Genomic DNA, 22,668 nt, shown 5'->3' with positions numbered 1-22,668 from the left:
GGTTTACTCCAGTCCTTCCTCAACCAGCTCGCTGGCCCGCAGCAAGGCGCGCGCCTTGGCTTCGGTTTCTTTCCATTCCAGTTCAGGCACCGAATCGGCCACAATGCCTGCCGCTGCCTGCACGTATAACGTCTGGTCTTTGATGATGCCGGTTCGGATCGCAATCGCCACGTCCATATCCCCGGCATAGCTGAGGTAGCCGCAGGCGCCGCCATACAAACCGCGCTTGGTGGGCTCCAGCTGGTCGATCACTTCCATCGCATGAACCTTAGGCGCGCCCGTCAATGTGCCGGCGGGAAAAGTGGCTCTGAGGACGTCCATGCTGGTCATGCCATCCAGCAGCACACCCTCCACATTACTGACTATGTGCATCACGTGGCTGTAGCGCTCGACAGCGAAGGCTTCCGTGACTTTCACGGTACCGATTTTGGCGATACGACCGATGTCGTTGCGCGCCAGATCAATCAGCATCACATGCTCGGCGCGTTCTTTGGGATCGTTGATCAGTTCCTGCTCGGCCGCCTTGTCGGCTTCGGGCGACGAGGCGCGCGGACGGGTCCCGGCCAAAGGACGAATCGTGATTTTTTGGCCCTCTTCCGTTTGCTCCTGCCGCACCAGAATTTCCGGCGACGCACCCACCACATGGAAATCACCAAAATGGTAGTAATACATATACGGGGAAGGATTGAGCGAACGCAGTGCACGGTACAACGACAGCGGTGACTCGGTGTAGCGCTTCTTGATGCGCTGACCCACCTGCACCTGCATGAAATCACCGCCCTCAATCAGCCGCTTGGCGCGCTCCACTGCGGCGAGATAGTCGGCCTTGGCGAAGTCCCGCTCCGCCGGAAAACTCTGGGACGGCTTGACCACCGGCGCGCTCACGGAATACTTGAGCTGCTCTTTGAGTTCACGCAAGCGCTTCTTGGCGTTGACATAGGCTTCGGGCTGCGCCGGGTCGGCATAAACAATCAGGTACAACTTGCCCGACAGATTGTCGATTACGGCCAGTTCTTCGCATTGCAGCAACAGGATGTCGGGGCAGCCGAGCGTGTCGGGGGGACACGTGGCCTCTAACTTTTTCTCAATGTAGCGCACCGTATCGTAGCCAAAGTAGCCCGCAAGCCCGCCGCAAAAGCGAGGTAACCCGGGCCGCAGCGCGACTTTGAACCGCTTCTGGTAGTCGCTGATGAAATCGAGCGGATTGAGTGTCGATGTCTCGACAATATGCCCGTCTGTTACGACCTCGATTTTGGTGTCCACGCCAAAGCCTGATGCGCGCAGCAGCGTGCGGGCGGGCAGACCAATAAAGCTGTAGCGGCCGAAGCGCTCACCACCGACTACGGATTCGAGCAAAAAGCTGAATTTGCCGCCGTCTTTGGAGTGCGCCAGTTTGAGATAGAGCGAGAGCGGGGTTTCAAGATCGGCAAATGCCTCCGCCATCAGCGGAATACGGTTGTAGCCTTGCGTGGCCAAGCTTTTAAATTCGAGTTCAGAAATCACAATGGGATCCTTTGCCAGTGGGCGACGCGCTAGAAGCCGCGGCCACCTGTCATTCAAAACGCCCCGAAGAGCGGGGCCGGGACTTGCGTTGCGTAGTGCAAGAGCGCATCGAAATCGGAACGCCTGTGAGACTGCGGCCGATGCGCGGGCTGGTTGCAAATGCGCGAACCCGTGAGCGCCTCAAGCGTGCGAGAAAAGACAGGATCGCCAAAGCCAGGCTCCCCGGTCGCCACAACCTGCTTGACGGATGCAATGAATGAACATGTTCGGCAAAGTGTAGCAAAGACCGCCCGCCCCTCAACCCTGACGGGGAAAGTTAAAAAACTGGGTACTGGTAGTAATGCTGATCTCGAAAACCCTATTGCGAAGGGCCTCGACGGGCTAGAAAATCAAACCACAAAAAAGAACGCTCGTTCTATTTCGATCACTATTTTGGAGATTCTTCATGACTTGGACGACGCGGTGCATTGTGGGCATGGCTGGTTTTGTGCTGTCTGTGGGCGTTTGGGCCACCCCACTGGAGCTTTCGGGCATCAAGGTCGAGGATTCGACCGAAGTTAACGGCACAAAACTCCCGCTCAATGGCGCCGGCATCCGTTACAAAGCCGTGTTTAAAGTCTATGTCGCCGCGCTTTACCTGGGAAAAAAGGCGGCTACACCGGAAGAAGTTTATGCAGCCCCCGGGCCCAAGCGCATCAGCATCACTTTGCTGCGCGACATTGATTCCAATGAACTCGGTAAAAGCTTTACCAAGGCCTTTGAGGAGAATGCACCCAAAGCAGAAATGTCCAAACTGATCCCGGGGCTCATCAAACAAGGTCAGATTTTTGCTGATCAGAAAAAACTGGTGGCGGGTGACAATTTCACCATCGACTGGGTCCCTGGAACCGGCACTGTCGTCTCTGTCAAAGGGAAACCGCAAGGCGAACCTTCCAAGGAAATTGAATTCTTCAATGCCATGACGCGCATCTGGCTGGGCTCGCACCCCGCAGACTGGCGGCTCAAGGAAGCCCTGTTGGGCAAGAGTTCATAAAGCCGACGAAAGCGCTTATAGCTTGCGTTTGCATGGGGTTCGGCAGAGGCTGAAAGAAATGTCGGTCAGCCCCGAAATAGGTCCTAAGTGCGCCAAGGCACTGACGCGCTGCGCGTATTTGGTGCATGCTTCGTCAACATCTCCGCAGGGTATCCAGCGTTACCGTCGCCCGACGGATTTCGCGAAGTGCCCGCGGCGATGAGGCCTTTCCCGCCATGCACTGCAAGACTGCTCATGCCGCACTGAGTAGGAAAGCGCATCAAAAGCGGGGAATCTGCAAGTTCGCCAGTCACCGGCGACCTTTGACGTAAAACAGGAGCCGCTTTGTCCGCCCAACTCGATCAACTTTGCATCGGCACCCTCCGCTTTTTGTCGGTGGACGCGGTGCAGAAGGCCAACAGCGGTCATCCCGGTATGCCGCTGGGCGCTGCGCCGATGGCTTACACGTTATGGACGCGGTTTCTCAAATGCAATCCGCACAATCCAGATTGGGCCGACCGCGACCGCTTCGTACTCTCGGCCGGACACGGCTCGATGTTGCTCTACAGTTTGCTGCATTTGTGCGGCTACGATTTGTCGCTCGAAGACATCAAGAAGTTCCGCCAGTGGGGCAGCAAGGCACCGGGGCATCCGGAACGCGGGCACACACCAGGGGTCGAAGTTACCACCGGGCCTCTCGGCCAAGGCTTTGCCAATGCCGTGGGCATGGCAATCGCTGAAGCACAGCTTGCGGCCCGCTATAACCGCCCGGGCCACGCGATCATCGACCATCACACCTACGCGATCGTCAGCGACGGCGACCTGATGGAAGGGGTCGCGTCCGAAGCGGCATCGCTGGCCGGGCACCTGAAGCTTGGCAAGTTGATCTGTCTTTACGACGACAACTTCGTCACTTTGTCCGCCGGCACCGACATTACCTTTTCGGAAGATCGCGAAGCGCGTTTCGAGGCTTACGGCTGGCACACGATCTCCATTGCAGGCGGCAACGACGTCGAAGAAATTGCGGCGGGATTGCAGGCCGCGCGTGCTGAAACATCACGACCGTCACTGCTGCTGGTGCGCACTCACCTGGGCTATGGCTCGCCAAACAAGCAGGACCGCTTCGAAGCACACGGCTCGCCGCTTGGCGTGGACGAAGTAAGGTTAACGAAGGAACGGCTCGGCTGGCCAATCGAGCCAGCGTTCCTGATCCCTGACGCAGCGTTGGCGCACATGCGCCTCGCGCTCTCGCGCGGCGCACGCCTTGAGGCCGAGTGGAATCACCGTATGACAACTTACGCCCAGGCCTTCCCCGATTCGGCGGCAGAACTTCAGGCTTGTCTGCGCGGCGAATTGCCGTCTGGCTGGGACGCCGACATTCCCGTATTTCCAGCCGATGCAAAAGGTTTGGCCACGCGCGTTGCCTCGGGCAAGGTGATGAACGGGATGGCGTTGAGATTGCCCGCGTTGATCGGCGGCTCCGCTGATCTGGACCCGTCGACCAAGACCGAGCTCACAGGTTTCGGTGATTTCAATCCGCCCCTAACCAGCCGCGACGACGCGCAAGGATCGGATCGCGGCGGCTGGAGTCGCGCCGGACGCAACCTGCATTTCGGTGTGCGTGAGCATGCGATGGGGGCGGTCGTAAACGGCTTGGCGGCGCACGGAGGTTTCATCCCTTACGGCGCGACCTTCCTGATTTTTTCTGACTACATGCGGCCACCGCTCCGGCTGGCGGCGCTAATGAAGCTGCATGTCATCCACGTATTCACGCACGACAGCATTGCGCTTGGCGAAGACGGTCCGACGCATCAACCGGTTGAACAGCTGGCCAGCCTGCGCGCTGTTCCCAATCTCACCGTGATCCGTCCCGCCGATGCCAACGAAACCGCAGTGGCCTGGAAGGTGGCCGTGGAAGCCCGTGATCGCCCGGTTCTGCTGGTGCTCACTCGGCAGGACCTGCCCACGCTTGACCGCAGCCGCTATGCCAGCGCCGAGGGTCTGCGTCGGGGCGCGTATGTGCTGAGCGATGCCGGCGACAACCCACCCGGATTGATCCTGCTTGCCAGCGGCTCCGAAGTCGGCCTGATCTTGGCTGCGGCGGCGCGCTTGCAGGGCGAAGGCATCGCCGTACGCTGTGTGTCGATGCCGAGCTTGGATCTGTTCGACATTCAGCCGCAAAGCTACCGCGACGACGTGCTGCCGCCAAATGTGCCGGCTCGGCTGGCGGTCGAACTCGGCGTGGCTCAAGGCTGGCACCGCTATATCGGCGACCGGGGCGACCTAATTTGCGTCGATCGTTTTGGTGCCTCCGCGCCGGCTGACAGGGTATTGCGCGAATTCGGCTTTAGCGTGGACAACGTCGTAGCGCGCGCGCACAAGATGCTCGCGAACCATGAAAACAACCATGCGCCATGAATTCGCAGGCGGCCGAGTCAGCGCAACGCTCATTCAGAGGCCCGCTGAGCCCAGCGACACCATGACTCGTGAGGGGACACGGCGATGAACATGATCGATCCGTGATGCCAATTGAATCCGCTGCTACTGCCATCCAGACAATCTGGACGATTGGCCATTCGACCCGTTCGCTGGAAGCCTTCCTGGGCCTTCTCGCCGACTACCGCATTGAGACTGTCGCCGATGTACGGCGCTTTCCCGGGTCCCGCCGATATCCGTACTTTTCACAGGACGCGCTGACCCAGACGCTGCCGGCGCACGGCATGTCCTATCAGTGGCTGCCGCAACTCGGCGGCCGGCGCAAGATGCGAGCCGATTCGCCGAATACGGGATGGCGCAATGCCTCGTTCCGCGGCTATGCCGATCATCTTTCCAGCCAGGAATTTAACGAAGGCCTGGATGTTTTACTGGCGCTGGCGGCGCGGCAGAGAACAAGCTTAATGTGTGCCGAAGCAGTGTGGTGGCGTTGCCATCGCTCGCTAATCGCTGACGTCCTCCACCTGCGCGGCATCGAAGTCATACACATTTTGGATGCCACGCACAGCAGCGTTCATGACTACACGTCGCCGGCGCGGATTGTGGATGGTCAATTGACTTACCCCCCGGCTTGCCTTGCCTAGGTGCAGGCTCAGCGCAGGCGTTGCGCGCTGGAAGGCGGAGCTTCGATGGCGTGGTCGACGATCTCCTGCGCTTCCTTCAAGATGCGCTGCAAGTGATCGGCACCGCTAAAACTCTCCGCATAAATCTTGTAGATGTCTTCAGTCCCCGAGGGCCGTGCAGCAAACCAGCCGCTTTTGGCGATTACCTTGATGCCGCCGATCGGAGCCCCGTTGCCTGGTGCGCGGCTGAAAATGCACTCAATCTTTTCACCGGCCAGTTCAGCGGACTGGATATTCTGCGGAGCGAGCGCCGCGAGCTGCTGCTTCTGCCGGGGCGTCGCCGGGGCCTCGACCCGGTCAGCAACAGGATTACCGAACTCCTGCGCAATCTCGGTATACAGAGCGCCCGGATCGTGTCCGCAACACGCGGTGATTTCGGCCGCAAGTAAGGCCGGGACGATGCCGTCTTTGTCAGTGGTCCAAACCGTCCCATCGCGACGCAAGAAGGAAGCGCCCGCGCTTTCCTCCCCGCTGAAACCGAGCGACCCGTCGAGCAGCCCGGCCGCAAACCATTTGAAGCCCACCGGTACTTCATAAAGCGCACGTCCGAGCCGCGCGGCGATGAGGTCGATCATCTGCGTGCAAACGACCGTCTTGCCGACTGCCGCCTGCGCCCCCCACTGCGGTCGGTGCTGAAACAGGTAATCAATCGCCACTGCCAAATAGTGGTTGGATGGCAGCAATCCCGCCTTCGCGGAGACGATGCCGTGACGGTCGTGATCGGTGTCGCAGGCAAAGGCGATGTCGTAGCGATCTTTCAGGCCGATAAGACCTTGCATGGCGTAAGGCGACGACGGGTCCATTCGGATGCGTCCGTCCCAGTCGACCGTCATAAAGCGAAACGTAGGGTCGACTTCCTCGTTGATCACGCTCAAATCGAGCTCATGGCGCTCGGCGATTCGTGCCCAGTAATGCACCCCCGCGCCGCCGAGCGGATCGACGCCGATACGGACCTTCGCATCCCGTATGCTGCCCATATCGATCACGTTGCCAAGGTCGGCGACATAGGCGCTCAAAAAGTCATGGCGGTGGGTCGTTGGCGCGCGCAACGCTTGTGCGTGCGGGAGGCGTTTCAAACCGCCTAGCGCCCGCTCCAGCAAAGCGTTCGCAGTGGCCTCGATCCAGCCGGTGATGTCTTGGCCGGCCGGGCCGCCATTGGGCGGGTTGTACTTGAAGCCGCCGCTGTCAGGCGGATTGTGTGACGGTGTGACGACGATTCCGTCAGCCAACCCCGACGTGCGGCCGCGGTTGTGCGCGAGGATCGCGTGCGAGACAGCCGGTGTAGGCGTGTAGTCATCGTTCGTCGCCAGCATGACTTCGACGCCATTGGCTGCCAGGACTTCAAGTGCGCTGGCGCAGGCTGGCCGGGAAAGTGCGTGGGTGTCGATACCGAGGAAGAGTGGGCCGTCAATGCGGTGCTCCTTGCGGTACTGGCAGATCGCCTGCGTGATTGCCAGAACATGCCATTCGTTGAACGAAAGTTCAAGCGATGAGCCACGATGTCCCGAGGTGCCAAACGCGACCCGCTGTGTCGGCACCGCAGGATCGGGAATTTCGGTGTAATACGCGGTGACGAGCTTTGGCACGTCTACCAACAGCGACGGCGGCGCTAGCTTGCCAGCAAGTGGACTGATGTGGGTGCTCATGACGCTGCGACGGAGTGCGCGCTTATTGCGAACTTGGCGATTCCGCCGAGGTCACCGGCTGTGCCCGCAGAAAGTTTTTCATGGGTTGATCACCACGGCGTCTTTCCGGCGAGTTGCACCCTCTTCTCCCTGATGCGCGACAGGAGCGCGTTCCACGATTGTGAAAAAGCATCTGCGCCCTCACGCTGCAGTCGCTGCGCCAGCGCGTCGTCATCGACGCCTTCACGCCTGAATTCGTCCAACACCGCCTCGGCGTAGCCGCCGTCGACAGGCATCATTTCACCGACCTGGCCATGGTCGGCGAATGCCAGCAGCGTCTTTTCCGGAATGGTGTTGATGGTGTCAGGCGCAGCGAAAGCTTCGATGTAAAGCGTATCCGGCGCAGCCGGGTCCTTGGTGCCGGTGCTGGCCCACAGCAGCCGTTGCGGATGGGCACCAGCTTTCGCAAGCTTTTTCCAGCGCGGCGAGGCCAGCAACTCACGGTACGTTTTATAGGTGCGCATGGCGATCGCGATACCCAGGCGGTTGTGATACTGCGCAGAGATGTCCTCCTTCACCGCAACGTCCCAGCGGCTGACGAAGAGCGAGGCGACTGATTCGACCTTGGGGTCAAGGCCGGCTGCAATGCGGCGTTCAATGCCGCGCAGATATGCGCCAGCGGCAGCAACGTACTGCTCGCGCGAGAACAGCAAGGTGACATTGATGGGCACACCGGAAAATATCGATTCCTCGATGGCAGGTATGCCTGCCGGCGTACCCGGAATCTTGATGAAGAGGTTGGGCCGCCGGGCCGCCGCATGAAGTCGCGCCGCGGCTTGAATCGTCTTGACGCTATCGTCGGCAAGGAGCGGTGACACCTCGAGTGAAACCCATCCATCAACGCCATCGGTCTCGTCGTAGGCCGATCGCAACAGGTCGGCGGCCTGGCGCAAATCTTCCAACGCAAGTGCAAAAAAAATAGCTTCTTCCGACTCGCCCTGGCGCGCCAGGTCGGCAATTGCCTGGTCGTAAAGGTGGCCATGGCCGATCGCGTGTTCGAAAATCGTCGGGTTCGAGGTGAGTCCCGTCACCGACAGGTCTGCGATGTATCGTTTCAGCGTACCGTTCGTCAGTATTTCGCGGCTGATATTGTCAAGCCAGATGCTTTGACCGAGATCGTGAAGCTTTCGGAGCTTGGGGTTCATCATTTCTCCTGAATTACGCTCGCCGCGCTTTTCGATCTCTCGAACTATCACTATCGGCCAAATCGCCAATCTGTGCAAGCCGCCGGCGATCTCATTTCGGACCTTCTGCGGTTTTCTCTCTGTGACCGCCGAATTCATGCCGCATCGCCGACAGCAGCTGGTTGGCGAAAGCGGCCTCGCCGCGTGACGCAAAGCGTTCGTACACCGCCGCGCTGAGAACCGGCGTCGGCACCGCTTCGTCGATGGCCGCCTGCAGCGTCCAGCGGCCTTCCCCCGAATCGGAGACTCGCCCATCGTAGGCCGAGAGCTGGGGATCTTCTTGCAGCGCGCTGGCCGTCAGATCGAGCAACCACGAGCCGATCACGCTGCCACGACGCCAGACTTCAGTGATGTCTGGCAGGTTCATTTCGTAGCGATAGAACTCCGGATTGCGCAGCGGCGTTGTCTCGGCGTCACTCGCGTGCTTCCTAGTTCCGACGTTGGCATTGCGCAAGATGTTGAGCCCTTCGGCATAGGCCGCCATCATTCCGTATTCGATGCCGTTGTGCACCATCTTTACGAAGTGCCCTGCGCCGTGGGGGCCACAGTGCAAAAAGCCTTCTTCCGCGTTGGCGACGCTGCCGCTGCGCCCGGGCGTGCGTTCTGCTGCAGCGGTGCCCGGTGCCAAAGCCAGGAAGATGGGTTTCAGGCGCTCGACGATGTCGGCTTCGCCGCCGATCATCAAGCAATAGCCGCGTTCAAAACCGGCCACGCCGCCGCTAGTGCCCACATCCACGTAATGAAGGCCCAATGCGGTCAAGTCGTTCGCGCGTCGAATGTCGTCGCGGTAATACGAATTTCCACCGTCAATTACCACATCGCCTGTGTCCAGATGGGCAACCAGCGCACCGAGCTCGTGATCGACCACCGCTGCCGGCACCATCATCCAGATCATCCGGGGCCGGGTCATCTTGGACACCAGTTCCTCAAGCGACGACGCGCCCTCGGCCCCTGCCTTACTCAGGGTGGCAACCGCCTCCGCTTGCGGGTCATAGACAACGCACTGATGGCCTTTGCTTAACAGGCGCCGAACCATGCTGGCACCCATGCGCCCCAAACCAATCATTCCGAGCTGCATTTTTCTTCTCCGTTCTGAGTGGGGCTGGCTATCGCAGCAAGGGGCGGCTCGCCACTCGGGGATCGATGCGAGTATCTAAATTCATAAGAACTTTAGACTACCCGATTTAACGCCCGTTGCCTCCCCGGATTAGCGCTCCAAGCGGGGTAGGACGCTACCGACCAAGATCTACAACGTTATTGCGGGCATTAAGTTGCGGCGACTTCCCTGATTCAACCGGCGTCAAACACAGGCGGTGGGCGGCCTGGTTGGCGCCTATTCATTCATCTTTTTTTTGTAGCTCTTTTCCGCTCGAATCCGAAGACGGCTCTGCAGTCTCCGTTTTCTCCGCGCCCCGGATATTCATTCCTGCCAGACACACCTGCAGGACCACCAGAGCGTAGGCGTGCGAATACAACCCCCACGTGACCCACAACAGATTGCTGCCCAAGAACAGCCAGAACCCAAGCTTGCGCTTTCTCTTTTTCACTGACGCGATATACCAGGAGGCCACAACGGTGACGACCATTGCTGGCCATTGAATGAGGTCAACGGCGTCCATGAGTCGATTCCTTCATTGCTGCGAAATGAGTGGCGGCATATTGCGATGGCATCGGGCGCTCTGCGTGTTTTTTAATAAAAACCCGATTCCGCAACGCCAGCCATCACCCGAAGCGTTGTTTAACTAGCGTCAGCGCAGATTGCCGGTATGGCCGAGAGAATAGCGTCCAGGCTGCGGCCACACGGTCAGGCCATGCGGTTCCTGTCCCACCTTGATCTGCGCGACGGCTCCTGTCAGCGTGTTGATGCGGTAGACCACGTCGTCGAAGCGACCAGAAAGCCAGAGCGCTTTGCCGTCGACGCTGACATTACCCATGTCCGGGCTGCCACCACCCGGAATCGGCCATTGTGCGACGACCTTTTCACTGGCGAAATCGATCACGGTGACGCTACCTTGACCATGCCGCCGACCGTGGATCTTGTGCGTGCCGCGGTTGGCGACATACAGTCGCTTGCCGTCGCGGCTCGGGTACAGCCCGTGCGCACCTAATCCAGTGGCAATGAAGCCAATCTCTTTGAGCGCATCGCCGTCGACGATGTGCACCCCATCGGCACTCATGTCGGCAATATAGAAGTGCTTGCCGTCAGGCGAAATTCGGATGTCCTGCGGCATGCCCTTGGTCGACGTGCAAATTTCACTCGCTCCCGGGCTGTTCGAGTCGGGTGCGTCTTTGAACCGGGTAGCCGGCATCTTCAGCTTGAGATACCCGGCGACCTTCCGGTTAGCCAGATCGATCTTAGCCACACTGCCGTCAAACTCGCAAGTGAAGAGTGCGTAGCGCCCGTCAATTGAAAAGTCGGCGTGATTGATACCGCCGCATTGGGGCGTGTCGACCGAATACTGCAGGACCATCGTCTGCGGATCGCGAAAGTCCAGTCGGTGCATCGCTTCTGCCACCACGATCGCCGACTTGCCGTCGGGCGTGAAATACATGTTGTAGGGGTCGTCGACCGGAACCGCCTTACCCGGCTTGCCGGACCGCGGATCAATCGGGGTCAAACTGCCAACGGCCCGGCGCTCGGCGTTGTTGGCGACCCATAAAGTACGCAAGTCCCACGACGGAACGACATGCTGCGGGCTGATACCGACCTTGAATTTATCGACCACCTTCATGCTTCCCGGGTCAATCACGTAGACGTCATTCGAGCGCAGGTTCGGCACGTAAATCCGCTCCAGATGATCGCGCACGGAAGGACTGAGATGAGACGCTCCGGTCTCGCTATACAGGTTGCGCGGATCGATCACCGGAGCCATGCCGGGAACGGTGACCACGGCGGCAGGCTCGGCGGGTGCTGGCGCAGCGCCGACGGCGCGTGTCGCGGCGACGATGCCCATCAGGATCAGCAACGCCGTACCTGCACCCATCAGTTTATTCAGTTTCAACATCATTTCCTTTGCGCCGTTGGCTGCGCCCGGTTGTCGCGCTCGCGGATGAATACGCGGATGTCGGAAACGGATGCGTCCACGATTCGCTTGACACCCAATTGGCCTAACTCGGCAGTAGCGCGCCTGGGGTCGCCATACACGCCATCGCGCTCAGTCGACTTGGTACGGCTGGTGAGCGCATCTGCGCGCACCAGCGACTTATCGATCGCCATCGAAAGCGCCGTGTCTGCGAGGCCCGCGTGGGTGCCAATTTCCGCCTCCGTGAAACCGCGGCTCTTCAAGTCGGCCACGTAGGCGGTCTGCGTCACCCGGTAGTAATCCAGCAGGGCATGCACCCGACAGGCTGGATCAGCCGACCATTCCCGGTTAAGGCGCACAGCCACTCGCTCTTCGTTTTTCTGGTAACCGCCATGGTCACCGAGAAACACCACGTCGCGAAAACCGTGTTGTTTGAAACTGCGCGCAGTGGCTTCGAGCAACGACTCGAAAGTAGCCTCGGGGATTGAAATAGTGCCCGAGAAGCGCATGTGTGCGACCGGCGGATGAACGGAGCCTTCTGGAACATAGGCCAGCACGGGCGCCACGACGGTGTTACCGAGTCGTTGTGCGATCTGTCCGGCCAGGGCGCGCACCCGTACATTGTGTTTACCGAGCACCATGTGCGGGCCATTTTGCTCGGTACCGCCGATGGGCACCAGGATGGTCGTCGCCCCGGCGGCAATGCGATCACGCAGCTCGGGCGAAGACATTTCTTCGATATAGACGCTTGGTGACTCACCACCACCTGCCGCATAAGCTGGCAGCGCCGTCCATCCGCACAAGGCTACGGGAATCAGGATCGCGATGCTGCGCGCTGATCGCCCTAGCGGAAGGATGGCATCGGCAAGCCGAGCGCTGCAAGCGGCGAGAAAATCGGTGTGTCGCCCCATTGCGGGGGCGGTCAACAGTTGGTTCATGTTTTGACTATTCGTTTCAAGAGGGTGGTTTTACCGCGTGATACAGCCTGTAAGGGCAAAGGTGAGCGTTGAATGCAACATAGCGCCAATAACCAGTTTACCGGGTAGCCAGCGGCCAACCCATGAGTGCGCGGGACCTTCGCCGATGCGCCTGAATGAAGGTCCAGGACGCTTAAGCCCACTCGACTATTTTCAATACTGCGTATTGGACCCTTTATTGCCTGCGAATTACCGGGGAAGCGCCGACTTCGATGCGGTTTTACACTTTGTAGCCATATTTGGAGTCATGCGACAGGTGGTCAGACACTCAAGTCAGGGAGCCTACGATACCGGCAAATAATCCGACTCCGGCTGTGACCGCAAAAACGACGCCAACGATAACCGCGTATCGCCCCTTCAGTCGATACGGACCGGGCAGTTCCGTCCGCGCCAACCGATACAAAAAGCCCAGCACGACAGGGAGCAGCAATGCATTGACCACTCCGGTGGCGATGGACAGTCGAATCAGGTTCAGGCCGGAGCACACCAGCGCCCCGGCAGCCACCAGCATGACGGCAAATGCCAAATAGAAAAACGGTGCTTCGGTGGGATGCTGCTCTAAAGAATGCTTGGCACCGGTCGCTTCGCCGACAGCCCATGCCGCAGACAGGCAAACCACGATCGTGGCCACCAAGGCAGAGCCACTGAGACCCAAGGCGAACACGGTGCGGCCGAAGGTATCCCCCAAAGCGGCGGTGAAGGCCACTGCGATCTGCGGCACGCTGTCCAGTGTGCCGCCGCCACCTTGTTGCCCCAGCGTGGCGGCCGCGGCGACCAGCACGGCAGCCGCCAGGAGCTGGCAAATCAGCGCACCAACCAGGATGTCATAACGCGCCACTTTCAGATCACGAATTGAGAGCCCTTTGTCTACCAGCGCCGACTGCTGGTAAAAAACAGTCCAGGGCATGACGCTTGTTCCGAGGTTGGCGGCGACCAAATAAAGGTAGCTCCCCTGCGTCAACGGAATCTGCCGCAATTGCGCAAATATTTGTGCAGGGACCGGATGGGCCTTCCATGCCACCACTAAAAAGGCAAGTCCGAACAAGCCAAAGAAAATTGCGATGCGCTCGACGGAATGGTATGAGCCGGTGCAAACCATCGCGAGCGTAAGCACGACGAGCACGCTGATGGTCTGCCAAATTGGAACGCCGAACAATTGACCAATGCCAGCCAAGCCGCTCATTTGTGTCACCAGCGCTCCGAAACAACTCGCCAAGAGCGTGGCAAGGGACAGGAAGGCGAGCATTTTTCCGAAGCGTTGGCGGACCAGTTCGCCGAAGCCCTTGCCGCTGGCCAGCCCCAACCTTGCGGCCAACTCCTGAACCATGAACAGCAGCGGGACGATCGCGAGTTGCAGTAAAAGAAGGCGGTAGCCCCACTGAGCGCCGCTTTGCGCCGCAGTTATAACGCTCCCGGCATCGTTGTCGGCCAGCATCACGATCAGACCGGGGCCAAGCGTTGCTGCCGTGCGACGCCAGCGCGCGGCTACGGTTCCCGCGTTCGCTACCGAGCTCATCGCCGCCGGATCAGCGTCGGGCATGGCGCATTCGCAGCGACACAGAGGAAAACACCACCCGAGCCCGCGACGACGCAGAGAAATTTAGCGGACCCGGCACGTGACATCTTCGAACATTCCACCGTCGATCCGCAGGGTCTTCCCATCGGCATAGAGAATTCGGGTCGGAGGCGCAAATCCCATGGGCTGGCCCACCGCATGGGCGTTGTCCCATTCGATCAGATTGTCGTAAAAAACCACGCCGTTCAGGCTACTGGCGCCCGCGACGAGACGTATCTTCTGGGCGCCGCGCTTGTAGAAGACGCTGACGTCCTTGCTTGAGCAATCGTATCGGGTCAGGGCTACGGGGACAGGCATCCAGCGCATAGTTGCGAGGCTGTAGACAACGCCGATGACAATCACACCCCCCGCAGCGACCAACCAGAGCCACTTGCTGGCAAATAGCCCGCGCCGCGGTTGAACGCTTGCTTGATCGATCGACGGATCAGTCGTGCCCGCATTCACGGTCACGACTTCCGCACGGTCAGGCAGCGCTGGCTGAATCGGTGTGTCGTGAAGCGGCGCTTGAAGGCCAGTCTCCAGGGGGACCAGCTCCGGCACAGCAGTTTTGCTTAAACCCTGCGCGAAACCCATCTCTGACAGCCGGGGCGGGGCGGCAAATCGCAGCGCGACTTTAGGCTCGGGCCGCATCGCGGCGGCACTCGCGCGGGACTGGTCGATGATACGACTCTGCAGAAGAACAAACGCGGCGGTCAGCGCGGGAACCACGACCATCAAGGCCGGCGATTGATGCTCGACCCAGCTGGAATACAGCGGGTCGGACACGGCGATGTCTCCGGCAAACCATCCGAGCATGGCGCCACCAAGCCGCGTCAGGATCGGATAGCGCACCAGCAGCGATTGGACATACCAGCTACCGAACATCAGGATTGGCACACTGAGCAACAGTCCCAGCGCCAGCACCGCCACGTTACCCTTGGCCACAGCCGCCAGCGCGACGACGTTGTCCAGGCTCATGACGAGGTCGGCAATGATCACAGTCCCAACGATCGACCAGAGGTCTACCGCCTCGGCCTCACCCAAGGATTCGGTCCCGTTTCCGCTGCGTTTTCCAGTCCCTTGATCGTCCAGAATAAGCCGAATGGCGATCACCGTCAGGGCGATACCGCCGAGCAGCTTAAGCACCGGGATCTGCAGCAGGGCGCTGGCGAGCAACGTCAGCAGGACGCGAAGCGCGATGGCGATGCCGGTGCCGATCACCATGGCTTGGCGCTGCTGCCGCATAGGCAAAGACCGGCAGGCGAGCGCGATGACCACCGCGTTATCGCCGCTAAGCAATAAATCCAGGAAGAATACTTCCAGTGTCAAATTCAGGTAGGTAAAGGCGCTATCGATGCCCATAGGTCCCGACTCCGTTTACGTCATACACAGGTGCGGTCCAGCCCGGAACCATTGGTCCGGCGAGCGCGTTGGTAGCGTGCGCAGTGCGCCCGATGAGGCGCCTCGGGTCGAGGCTCGGCGACTGACATCCATCACTGGATCGCATGGGGGCTGCGGACATTTGGACTCCGGCACCGAGGCTCACCGCCGCGGTACCGAGTCCGGACCCGCCTTGAAGGAGTGCAGAAACGCGGTGTCGGGTGACAACACAAGCGTTGCGCCGGTGTCTGCCAGGGCCTGGCGGTAGGTCTGCAACGAGCGGTACAGCCGATAGAACTGTGGATCCGATCCAAAGGCCGTCGTCAGAATGTCATTGGCCGCCGCATCCGCCACGCCGCGCGTGATCCTGGATTGCCGCTGCGCCTCGGAAAGCATCACGGTCCGTTCCCGTTCGGCTTTGGCCTGGATCTGCTGGGCCCACTCAAAGCCCTGGGCACGCAGTTCCTTTGCCTCGCGCTGCCGTTCGGACTTCATTCGATCGTAGATAGCCTGGCTGGTCTCCAGAGGGAGATCGGCGCGATGGAGGCGAACTTCGGCCACCTCGATGCCAAGTCCCTTGGCTTTCTCGGCCACTTCGTTCTGGATCTCTTCAACAATTTGCGCGCGCTGCGCTGAGAGCAGCGACGGCAGCATCACCTGACCCAGTACCCGCCGCAGTGACGAGCTGACGATTTGCCCTAATTGCGGTGCCGCGAGATCCAGCGTCCGCACGGATTGGTTAAAGCGCAGCGGATTCGAGATCCTGTAGCGCGTATAGGCCTGGACGACGATACGCTTCTGGTCACCCAGGATGACCTGCTCCGGCGGCGGTTCAAGCGTGAGTAGCCGTGCTTCATAGGAGATGACGGTATCCATCAGCGGAATCTTGAACTTCAAGCCCGGTTCGGTGACAACGCCAATCGGCGCGCCTTGCCGGACGATCAGAGCCTGCTCGCCTTCGTTGATCATGTACAGCGTGCTGGACAAAAGCCACAGCAAAATAAATGCCGCCCCGATCAGGCCGATGCGCCATTGAGACTTCATTTCACACCGTCCTTGCTGGCGGGTTTTACCTTGTCGGTGAGCGGAAGGTAAGGCACTACGCCCGAGACTCCCTTGCCCGACGTATCGACGATGACCCGGGTCGCTTTTTTCAGCACCTCGTCGATGCCTTCCATGTAAAGCCGCCATGCCGTGACGTCTTTGGCCTTGGCATAACTCGCATAGACCGCCAGGAAGCTCTTGGCATCACCATCGGCCAGGTTAACCGCTTGAGATTTATAGGCCTCGGCTTCCTGGTTGATATGCGAGGCTTCGCCGCGCGCGCGCGGGAGGATGTCATTGGCATACGCCTCAGCCTCATTGCGGGCACGCTCCTGATCGGCGCGCGCGCGCTGCACGTCATTGAAAGCATCGATGACTGCGGCGGGGGGATCGACGCGTTGCAATTGCACTTGGGTCACTTGAATGCCCGAGTTCTGCTTATCGAGCAGTGATTGAAGCAAATCGCGTGTCTGATCAGCGATCTGCTGGCGTTTGTCGGACATCGCCGCCTGGATCGGTGTGCGTCCGATGACTTCACGCAACGCGCTTTCCGCGCTTATTTTCAGCGCTGCCTCGGCGTTTTGGATTTTGAACAGGTACTGACCTGCGTCCTTGATGCGCCACATGACGGCGCACCCTGCTTCGACGATGTTTTCATCCCCCGTTAACATCTGCCGTTCCCGGGAAGATTCGTCCTGCCCGCTTGAGAGCGAGGCCGGACCGCTGCCTAACTGGAGCTGGTTAACCTGCGTGACCTTCGGGAACAACACCGTGTCGATCGGGTACGGAAGGTGGTAGTGCAAGCCCGGACCTGTGGTGTCAACCCATTTTCCGAAGCGCAACACAATGCCTTGCTCATCGGGCTGCACCTTGTAAATGCCCGCGTTGATCCAGGCGAAAACCAGCAGCGCGAGGACCAGAAACAAGCCCTTACCGCGCAATCCGAGCAGCTGAATGTAGTATCTAACCCACTGGACCATACCCACTAGGGTGGACGAATGCGCCCTGCGGCCTGAGGTGGCCGCAGAATCTGCGTCCATTGGACTTCGTGACATCAATGCTGCTCCTGGACTGGATCGAAACGCGCCCCGTGGATGCCGTGACAAAGCCCTTGCTTTGCGATAACTACGCGGCCATCGACCCACTGCTCAGGTTCAGCGCTCGCAAGCGGAGACATTCCGATCTGCTGGAATTGCTTGCGACTGCCGAACACCTTGCGCTATCGACGTTCGGCTGGCTGGAAGCGCAGATTATAAAGCCGGTGTTCCCTTGCGGGAGGCTCCTCTGTTGGCATTTTTGTCAGCAGACGCACTGAACGGCAAGGTCCAATCGAAGTTTGAACCGGTCTAGTGGTCGTCGTGGAGGTAACTCGGCTGTCGCGGCAAGCGCAGGGCGACGAGGAAAGCAATCACCATCATCACGGTCACGTACCAAAAGAAAGCTGACTCGTAACCGATCGACTTGAGCCCGAGCGCAACATATTCCGCCGAACCGCCGAAGATCGCATTCGCCACGGCATACGCCAAACCGACGCCCAGCGCGCGAACTTCAGGGGGAAACATTTCAGCTTTCACGATGCCGCTGATGGAAGTGTAAAAACTCACGATCGCGAGGGCCAGAATAATCAGAAAGAACGCGATGAAGGGGTTGGTCACCTGATGCAGCGTGCTCATGATCGGCACCGTCGCGAGCGCGCCCAGAGCGCCAAACAGCAGCATGTTGTTGCGACGGCCAATGCGGTCCGACAGCGCGCCGAACAGCGGCTGCAGGCACATGTAAATGAACAGCGCGAAGGTCATGATGCCGCTTGCGGTCTTGATCGACATCCCGGCCGAATTGACCAGATACTTCTGCATGTAGACAGTAAAGGTGTAGAAAATCAGCGAGCCGCCTGCCGTGTAACCCAGCACCGTGAAGAAGGCGGCCTTGTGGTGCTTGAACAGGCCAGCAATCGTACCGGCTTCTTTATTGACGAGGCTGTCGGCGCGCACCGTTTCGGTGAGGGATCGGCGCAGGTAAAGTGCTACCACGGCCGTGAGGGCACCGATCACGAACGGAATGCGCCAGCCCCAGGCCTTGAGCTCGTCGTTGCTCAGCAACTGCTGCAGCACGACCACCACCAGCACCGCCAATAACTGGCCGCCGATCAGCGTCACGTACTGAAATGACGAGAAGAAGCCACGCTGACCGCGCAGCGCGACTTCGCTCATATAGGTGGCGGTCGTGCCATATTCGCCGCCGACCGAAAGGCCCTGAAATAAACGCGCGACCAGCAGCAGAAAGGGCGCCCAGGCACCAATACTGGCATAGGTTGGCAGGCAAGCGATCAAGAGCGAGCCGCCGCACATCATCGCGACGGACGTCACCATCGATATCTTGCGGCCTTTGCGGTCGGCAATACGACCGAACAGCCAGCCGCCGATTGGCCGCATCAGGAAACCCGCCGCGAAGACGCCCGCCGTGTTGAGCAGCTGCGCGGTCGGGTCGGACTTGGGAAAAAACGCCGGCGCAAAGTAAAGCGCACTGAACGCATAGACGTAGAAGTCGAACCATTCGACCAGGTTGCCCGAGGAGGCCGCCACAATCGAAAAAATACGGTGCCGTTTTTCTGCCGCTGTGTAGTGCGGAACGGAAGCCGATGCGTTAGCGGAAGCGTCTGTACTCATAGTGTCTCTTTGGATGTGTTGTGAAAGCACTCGCATTTTGAACCACGCTGACAAGTGCCGGCTGCCTGATACTGAAATCCGCTAAGCGCCGCGATTCTCCACTGGCATCATCCGCCTTTTAGTGCCCTTTCACAAACTGCGCGCCAGCGCATTCCGCATCGCATCGATCACAGTCCGGTAATTAGGCTGACCAAATATGGCGCTTCCGGCGACAAAGGTATCTGCCCCGGCCGAGGCCACGCGTGCTATGTTGTCGATCTTGATGCCGCCGTCCACTTCCAGTCGAATGTCTCTGCCGGACGCGTCAATGCGTTTTCTTGCTTGTTCAATTTTTCGCAGCGCCGAATCAATGAAACTCTGACCACCGAAGCCGGGGTTGACGCTCATGATCAGAATCAGGTCGATGTCGTCGATAACCCAGTCCAGTACCTCCAGCGACGAGGCCGGATTGAACACCAGCCCGGCTTTGCACCCCTTGGCTTTGATGGCCTGCACGCTGCGGTGCACATGGCCGGTCGCCTCGGGATGAAAGCTGATCAGGTCCGCGCCAGCATCGGCAAACGCGGCGGCCAGCGCATCCACAGGCTGCACCATCAGATGGACGTCAATCGGCACCGCCGAACCGTCGGCGTTTTTGGCGTGTGGCTTCAACGCATGGCAAATCATGGGGCCAAACGTCAGGTTGGGCACGTAATGGTTGTCCATCACGTCGAAGTGGATCCAGTCAGCCCCCGCCGCAATAACGGCCTTGAGCTCATCGCCCAAGCGGGCAAAGTCGGCGGACAAAATGGACGGAGAAATCCGGAATGTAGGCAGCGTGGTGGTACTCATTGCTGAATTGTCGCAGCAAGCTGGCGTAGGGGCATCTGGCGCCGTTTGGGCGCCGCTGATCCGGGCGGTTAACATGGAATTTGAAGCCAACCGATTTTTTTGCCATGCCCAAATACCAATTTTCTTGCGAAGTCACCCCCCAATACCTGCCTGACCAATCCGTACCAGAAGATGCCGTCTATGGATTTTCGTATACCGTAACGGTCACCAACACCGGTGATGTCGCGAGCCAGCTGATTTCACGCCATTGGCTCATCAACGACGCCAATGGTCACACGGAAGAAGTGAAGGGGCTCGGGGTGGTAGGCCATCAGCCGCTGCTCAAACCGGGTGAGTCGTTCCAGTACACCAGCGGCTCCCGCCTGCGCACGGCCAGCGGCACCATGCACGGCAGCTTTTTCTGTGTCGCCGAGGATGGCGAACGTTTTGAGGTCGCCATTCCGATGTTTGTTTTGGAGGCAAACCAGGGCAACAGCCGGCCCAGCCGGGTGTTGCATTGAAGCTGCCGATGAGGGATCTTCCCGCGCTGCTTAATTCGCTCGACCCGGACGCCGGCCTGGCCCAGCGCCACGTCTGGCTGATCAAACTGTTTGAGTGGATTCGCGGCGACCAGACCTCACCTCAGGCCGCAGTAGCGCGGTGCCAGACCTTTATCGACGCGGTCCAAAGGCAGCCTGCTTTGCAAGACCGACTCCAGGCCTGGTGGCAAACGCTGATCCAGACTGTCGACATCACCCCCCTGCTGGCTGATTTTGGCTTCGCGCCGCGGACGGCCTTTGTAAGCGAACTGGCCGAGCGCTTACGCCGCAAACTACTGCCTGGTACGCCCGAAACCGTCGACGCGTCCGAGCTGTTTCCGTTGGTGGCCCCGACACGTTTTGATGCACAGTGGCTGACCGCGCTGGACGAGTCGCAAATCGTTCAGCTGACCCGGCTGCTGTCGGCTAGTCCTGAGCGCGACACGCTGCACTGGCAACACAGCCTTTTGGACGCCCTCACTTACTGCACTGCGCAAATCCAGGCAACTGGTTTCGCCCATGAGCTTCGTTTGCGCATGAACGATGCCACCCACAACTCGCAGGCGTTTCATGCCCTGGCCGCGGACGTGGAAGAATTAGGCCGCGTGTTTTTTCGCCCCGACCGCGACCTCAATCAGGACGATCTGCAGCTCCAGGCGGCCATCGTGCAGTATCGGGAGCATCTGGACGCCTGCCGCCAAGCCGTCAACAGCGTCTACACCCATTTGGAGGAGAACGGAATTTCGGTCGGCATGGTGTTCCGTTTGCGGCAGTTGCGGGAGCGCATCGTGCGCGTACGCGAGCTGCTCGACAGTCTGACCTCGCCCAAACCGGCTGTGGCCGCCTGCAAGCTCCTCGCGCGTCGTGTCATTACCTGGCAAGAAAGCAAGAGCATAGGCGCACTGATCGGCGCCAATTCCACACTGCTCTCGGCAAAGATAGCCGAACGCAGCGCCGAAACTGGCGAAACCTACCTTACCCGCAACCGCGGCGAGTACCGCGAAATGCTCGGCAAGGCCATGGGCGGCGGGGCGGTCACCGCCCTGACAACCTTGCTCAAATTCATAGTGGTTGGGATCGGCCTGTCTGCCTTTTGGAGCGGTTTTTGGTCCAGCATCGCCTACGCGGGCACCTTCATTCTGATCCAGCTGCTGCATTTCACGCTGGCCACCAAACAACCCGCCATGACCGCGCCGGCCATGGCGGCAAAACTGAAGGATATCGACTCGGCAGAAGCCGTCCATTCCTTTGTCGATGAGGTCACTCACCTGGTGCGCTCCCAGGTGGCGGCTGTGTTTGGCAATGTATTTATGGTGGTGCCCAGCGTGCTGTTGGTCAACACGCTGATTCAACTGCTGCTGGGTCATCCCATGATTAGCACGGCCAACGCCCAGCATGTCTTGACGACACTGACGCTGCTCGGCCCGACGCTGTTGTGGGCCGCTTTTACCGGCGGGATTCTTTTTGCGGCCGGATTGATGGCGGGCTGGGCAGAAAACTGGTTTGTACTTCACCGCCTGGGTTCGGCCATGCGCCACAACCCACGCATTACCGCCATGTTGGGAACCGAACGCGCTGCACGCTGGTCGCTCTTCATGCGAAAAAACATTTCGGGCTTCGCTTCGAATATTGCCTTGGGCTTGATGTTGGGCCTGATCCCGGCGTTTACCGGCTTCTTCGGGTTGGAGCTCGAGGCGCGTCACGTCACGCTCTCGACGGGACAACTGGCTGCGGCCGGCGCTTCGCTCGGGCTGGACGCCTTCAGACATCCCGCGATCTGGTGGTGCATCGCGGCGATCCCGCTGATTGGCGCGCTCAATCTGGTGGTGAGTTTTTACTTTGCGTTCCGATTGGCCCTGCAGGCCCATAACGTCAGCAGGGTAAACCGCGCCCGAATTCGTTCGGCCATCTGGGCGCGCTGGTACAGCCATCCACGCAGCTTCTTCGTGCCTGAATAGTGCCGCCATAAAAGAGGCGCACAATCCTCAAACTTGTCCTACAGTCCTACTGGCGTAGTGGCTGTAAAGTTGTGAGGCACGTTTTGCCCTCTGCTGGGCTCCGGTTCTCACTGCCGATCTTGGGGCCGTCATGGCTAACCAACGTTACCGCGCCATCCGCCATTCACTATTCACCCCGCCGCAGCGACAGACATCGCTGCAGAAGTTCTGACCTCA

General features: G+C 59.7%; 18 protein-coding genes. 5 read left to right on the top strand and 13 right to left on the bottom strand.

The genetic code is table 11. From position 1 onward, the window contains the following. Positions 1-3: 3 nt before the first annotated feature. The gene (gene trpE, locus HHJ16_RS16780; protein WP_296902451.1) at positions 4-1,503 is read right to left on the bottom strand and encodes an anthranilate synthase component I; all 1,500 of its coding nucleotides are present in this window, start codon (positions 1,501-1,503) and stop codon (positions 4-6) included. Positions 1,504-1,948: 445 nt separating this feature from the next. Here trpE and HHJ16_RS16775 point away from each other — a divergent pair, with 445 nt between their 5' ends. The 3 genes from HHJ16_RS16775 to HHJ16_RS16765 all read left to right on the top strand — a co-directional run bounded on the left by HHJ16_RS16775 (position 1,949) and on the right by HHJ16_RS16765 (position 5,592). After that, on the top strand, positions 1,949-2,536 hold the full coding sequence (locus HHJ16_RS16775) for a chalcone isomerase family protein (RefSeq protein ID WP_296902450.1): 588 nt from the start codon (positions 1,949-1,951) through the stop codon (positions 2,534-2,536). Positions 2,537-2,860: 324 nt separating this feature from the next. After that, positions 2,861-4,933, top strand: a complete 2,073-nt coding sequence (gene tkt, locus HHJ16_RS16770; RefSeq protein ID WP_296902448.1) for a transketolase — start codon at positions 2,861-2,863, stop codon at positions 4,931-4,933. Positions 4,934-5,037: 104 nt separating this feature from the next. Further along, positions 5,038-5,592, top strand: coding sequence for a DUF488 family protein (locus HHJ16_RS16765; protein WP_296902446.1), 555 nt, complete (start codon positions 5,038-5,040; stop codon positions 5,590-5,592). 8 nt (positions 5,593-5,600) lie between these two features. Here the strand turns inward: HHJ16_RS16765 and pgm are convergent, their stop codons facing one another. From pgm to rpe, 12 genes are all read right to left on the bottom strand, one after another. Next, positions 5,601-7,277 (bottom strand): phosphoglucomutase (alpha-D-glucose-1,6-bisphosphate-dependent), encoded by a 1,677-nt coding sequence (pgm, locus tag HHJ16_RS16760; RefSeq protein WP_296902445.1) that lies wholly within the window; start codon positions 7,275-7,277, stop codon positions 5,601-5,603. Positions 7,278-7,366: 89 nt separating this feature from the next. Beyond that, complete coding sequence (gene tal, locus HHJ16_RS16755) at positions 7,367-8,461, bottom strand: transaldolase (RefSeq protein ID WP_296902444.1); 1,095 nt, start codon at positions 8,459-8,461, stop codon at positions 7,367-7,369. 91 nt (positions 8,462-8,552) lie between these two features. Next, on the bottom strand, positions 8,553-9,578 hold the full coding sequence (gnd, locus tag HHJ16_RS16750) for a phosphogluconate dehydrogenase (NAD(+)-dependent, decarboxylating) (RefSeq protein ID WP_296902442.1): 1,026 nt from the start codon (positions 9,576-9,578) through the stop codon (positions 8,553-8,555). 259 nt (positions 9,579-9,837) lie between these two features. After that, positions 9,838-10,119 carry a hypothetical protein gene (locus tag HHJ16_RS16745; protein WP_296902441.1) on the bottom strand — a complete coding sequence of 94 codons (282 nt, stop codon included), beginning with the start codon at positions 10,117-10,119 and terminating at the stop codon, positions 9,838-9,840. A 129-nt stretch (positions 10,120-10,248) separates the two neighbouring features. Beyond that, a complete protein-coding gene (locus HHJ16_RS16740) occupies positions 10,249-11,454 on the bottom strand; it encodes a YncE family protein (RefSeq protein ID WP_296902464.1) in 1,206 nt (401 codons plus the stop codon). A 50-nt stretch (positions 11,455-11,504) separates the two neighbouring features. Then, positions 11,505-12,461, bottom strand: coding sequence for a creatininase family protein (locus tag HHJ16_RS16735; RefSeq protein ID WP_296902439.1), 957 nt, complete (start codon positions 12,459-12,461; stop codon positions 11,505-11,507). A gap of 307 nt (positions 12,462-12,768) precedes the next feature. Then, positions 12,769-14,040, bottom strand: a complete 1,272-nt coding sequence (locus tag HHJ16_RS16730) for a divalent metal cation transporter (RefSeq protein WP_296902437.1) — start codon at positions 14,038-14,040, stop codon at positions 12,769-12,771. Positions 14,041-14,100: 60 nt separating this feature from the next. Beyond that, positions 14,101-15,417, bottom strand: a complete 1,317-nt coding sequence (locus HHJ16_RS16725; protein ID WP_296902435.1) for a YjbE family putative metal transport protein — start codon at positions 15,415-15,417, stop codon at positions 14,101-14,103. 180 nt (positions 15,418-15,597) lie between these two features. Beyond that, the gene (locus tag HHJ16_RS16720; protein ID WP_296902433.1) at positions 15,598-16,479 is read right to left on the bottom strand and encodes a protease modulator HflC; all 882 of its coding nucleotides are present in this window, start codon (positions 16,477-16,479) and stop codon (positions 15,598-15,600) included. Next, entirely contained in the window at positions 16,476-17,534 is a 1,059-nt protein-coding gene (gene hflK / locus HHJ16_RS16715) for an FtsH protease activity modulator HflK (protein WP_296902431.1), read from the bottom strand. Before hflK ends, HHJ16_RS16720 begins: the two co-directional genes overlap by 4 nt. A gap of 291 nt (positions 17,535-17,825) precedes the next feature. Then, the gene (locus HHJ16_RS16710) at positions 17,826-19,145 is read right to left on the bottom strand and encodes an MFS family transporter (RefSeq protein WP_296902430.1); all 1,320 of its coding nucleotides are present in this window, start codon (positions 19,143-19,145) and stop codon (positions 17,826-17,828) included. 129 nt (positions 19,146-19,274) lie between these two features. Next, positions 19,275-19,976, bottom strand: coding sequence for a ribulose-phosphate 3-epimerase (gene rpe / locus HHJ16_RS16705; RefSeq protein WP_296902429.1), 702 nt, complete (start codon positions 19,974-19,976; stop codon positions 19,275-19,277). 104 nt (positions 19,977-20,080) lie between these two features. Here rpe and apaG point away from each other — a divergent pair, with 104 nt between their 5' ends. Beyond that, complete coding sequence (gene apaG, locus HHJ16_RS16700; protein WP_296902428.1) at positions 20,081-20,476, top strand: Co2+/Mg2+ efflux protein ApaG; 396 nt, start codon at positions 20,081-20,083, stop codon at positions 20,474-20,476. 8 nt (positions 20,477-20,484) lie between these two features. Further along, positions 20,485-22,452 (top strand): site-specific recombinase, encoded by a 1,968-nt coding sequence (locus HHJ16_RS16695; protein ID WP_296902427.1) that lies wholly within the window; start codon positions 20,485-20,487, stop codon positions 22,450-22,452. Positions 22,453-22,668: the final 216 nt, after the last annotated feature.

Origin of the sequence: Polaromonas sp. (assembly GCF_012927485.1) — a bacterium.
GTDB lineage: Bacteria > Pseudomonadota > Gammaproteobacteria > Burkholderiales > Burkholderiaceae_C > Polaromonas.
The sequence above is the reverse complement of the archived record's forward strand: the minus strand, read 5'-3'. Positions and strand labels throughout refer to the sequence as shown.

What these genes read in the sequence shown, in the direction of transcription:
- HHJ16_RS16765 (WP_296902446.1), top strand. Translation starts at nt 5,038, where the DNA reads ATGCCAATTGAATCCGCTGCTACTGCCATCCAGACAATCTGGACGATT.
- rpe (WP_296902429.1), bottom strand. Translation starts at nt 19,976, where the DNA reads ATGAGTACCACCACGCTGCCTACATTCCGGATTTCTCCGTCCATTTTG.
- HHJ16_RS16745 (WP_296902441.1), bottom strand. Translation starts at nt 10,119, where the DNA reads ATGGACGCCGTTGACCTCATTCAATGGCCAGCAATGGTCGTCACCGTT.
- HHJ16_RS16740 (WP_296902464.1), bottom strand. Translation starts at nt 11,454, where the DNA reads ATGGGCATCGTCGCCGCGACACGCGCCGTCGGCGCTGCGCCAGCACCC.
- tal (WP_296902444.1), bottom strand. Translation starts at nt 8,461, where the DNA reads ATGAACCCCAAGCTCCGAAAGCTTCACGATCTCGGTCAAAGCATCTGG.
- HHJ16_RS16725 (WP_296902435.1), bottom strand. Translation starts at nt 15,417, where the DNA reads ATGGGCATCGATAGCGCCTTTACCTACCTGAATTTGACACTGGAAGTA.
- HHJ16_RS16720 (WP_296902433.1), bottom strand. Translation starts at nt 16,479, where the DNA reads ATGAAGTCTCAATGGCGCATCGGCCTGATCGGGGCGGCATTTATTTTG.
- HHJ16_RS16710 (WP_296902430.1), bottom strand. Translation starts at nt 19,145, where the DNA reads ATGAGTACAGACGCTTCCGCTAACGCATCGGCTTCCGTTCCGCACTAC.
- gnd (WP_296902442.1), bottom strand. Translation starts at nt 9,578, where the DNA reads ATGCAGCTCGGAATGATTGGTTTGGGGCGCATGGGTGCCAGCATGGTT.
- HHJ16_RS16730 (WP_296902437.1), bottom strand. Translation starts at nt 14,040, where the DNA reads ATGCCCGACGCTGATCCGGCGGCGATGAGCTCGGTAGCGAACGCGGGA.
- pgm (WP_296902445.1), bottom strand. Translation starts at nt 7,277, where the DNA reads ATGAGCACCCACATCAGTCCACTTGCTGGCAAGCTAGCGCCGCCGTCG.
- HHJ16_RS16695 (WP_296902427.1), top strand. Translation starts at nt 20,485, where the DNA reads ATGAGGGATCTTCCCGCGCTGCTTAATTCGCTCGACCCGGACGCCGGC.
- apaG (WP_296902428.1), top strand. Translation starts at nt 20,081, where the DNA reads ATGCCCAAATACCAATTTTCTTGCGAAGTCACCCCCCAATACCTGCCT.
- HHJ16_RS16775 (WP_296902450.1), top strand. Translation starts at nt 1,949, where the DNA reads ATGACTTGGACGACGCGGTGCATTGTGGGCATGGCTGGTTTTGTGCTG.
- hflK (WP_296902431.1), bottom strand. Translation starts at nt 17,534, where the DNA reads ATGTCACGAAGTCCAATGGACGCAGATTCTGCGGCCACCTCAGGCCGC.
- HHJ16_RS16735 (WP_296902439.1), bottom strand. Translation starts at nt 12,461, where the DNA reads ATGAACCAACTGTTGACCGCCCCCGCAATGGGGCGACACACCGATTTT.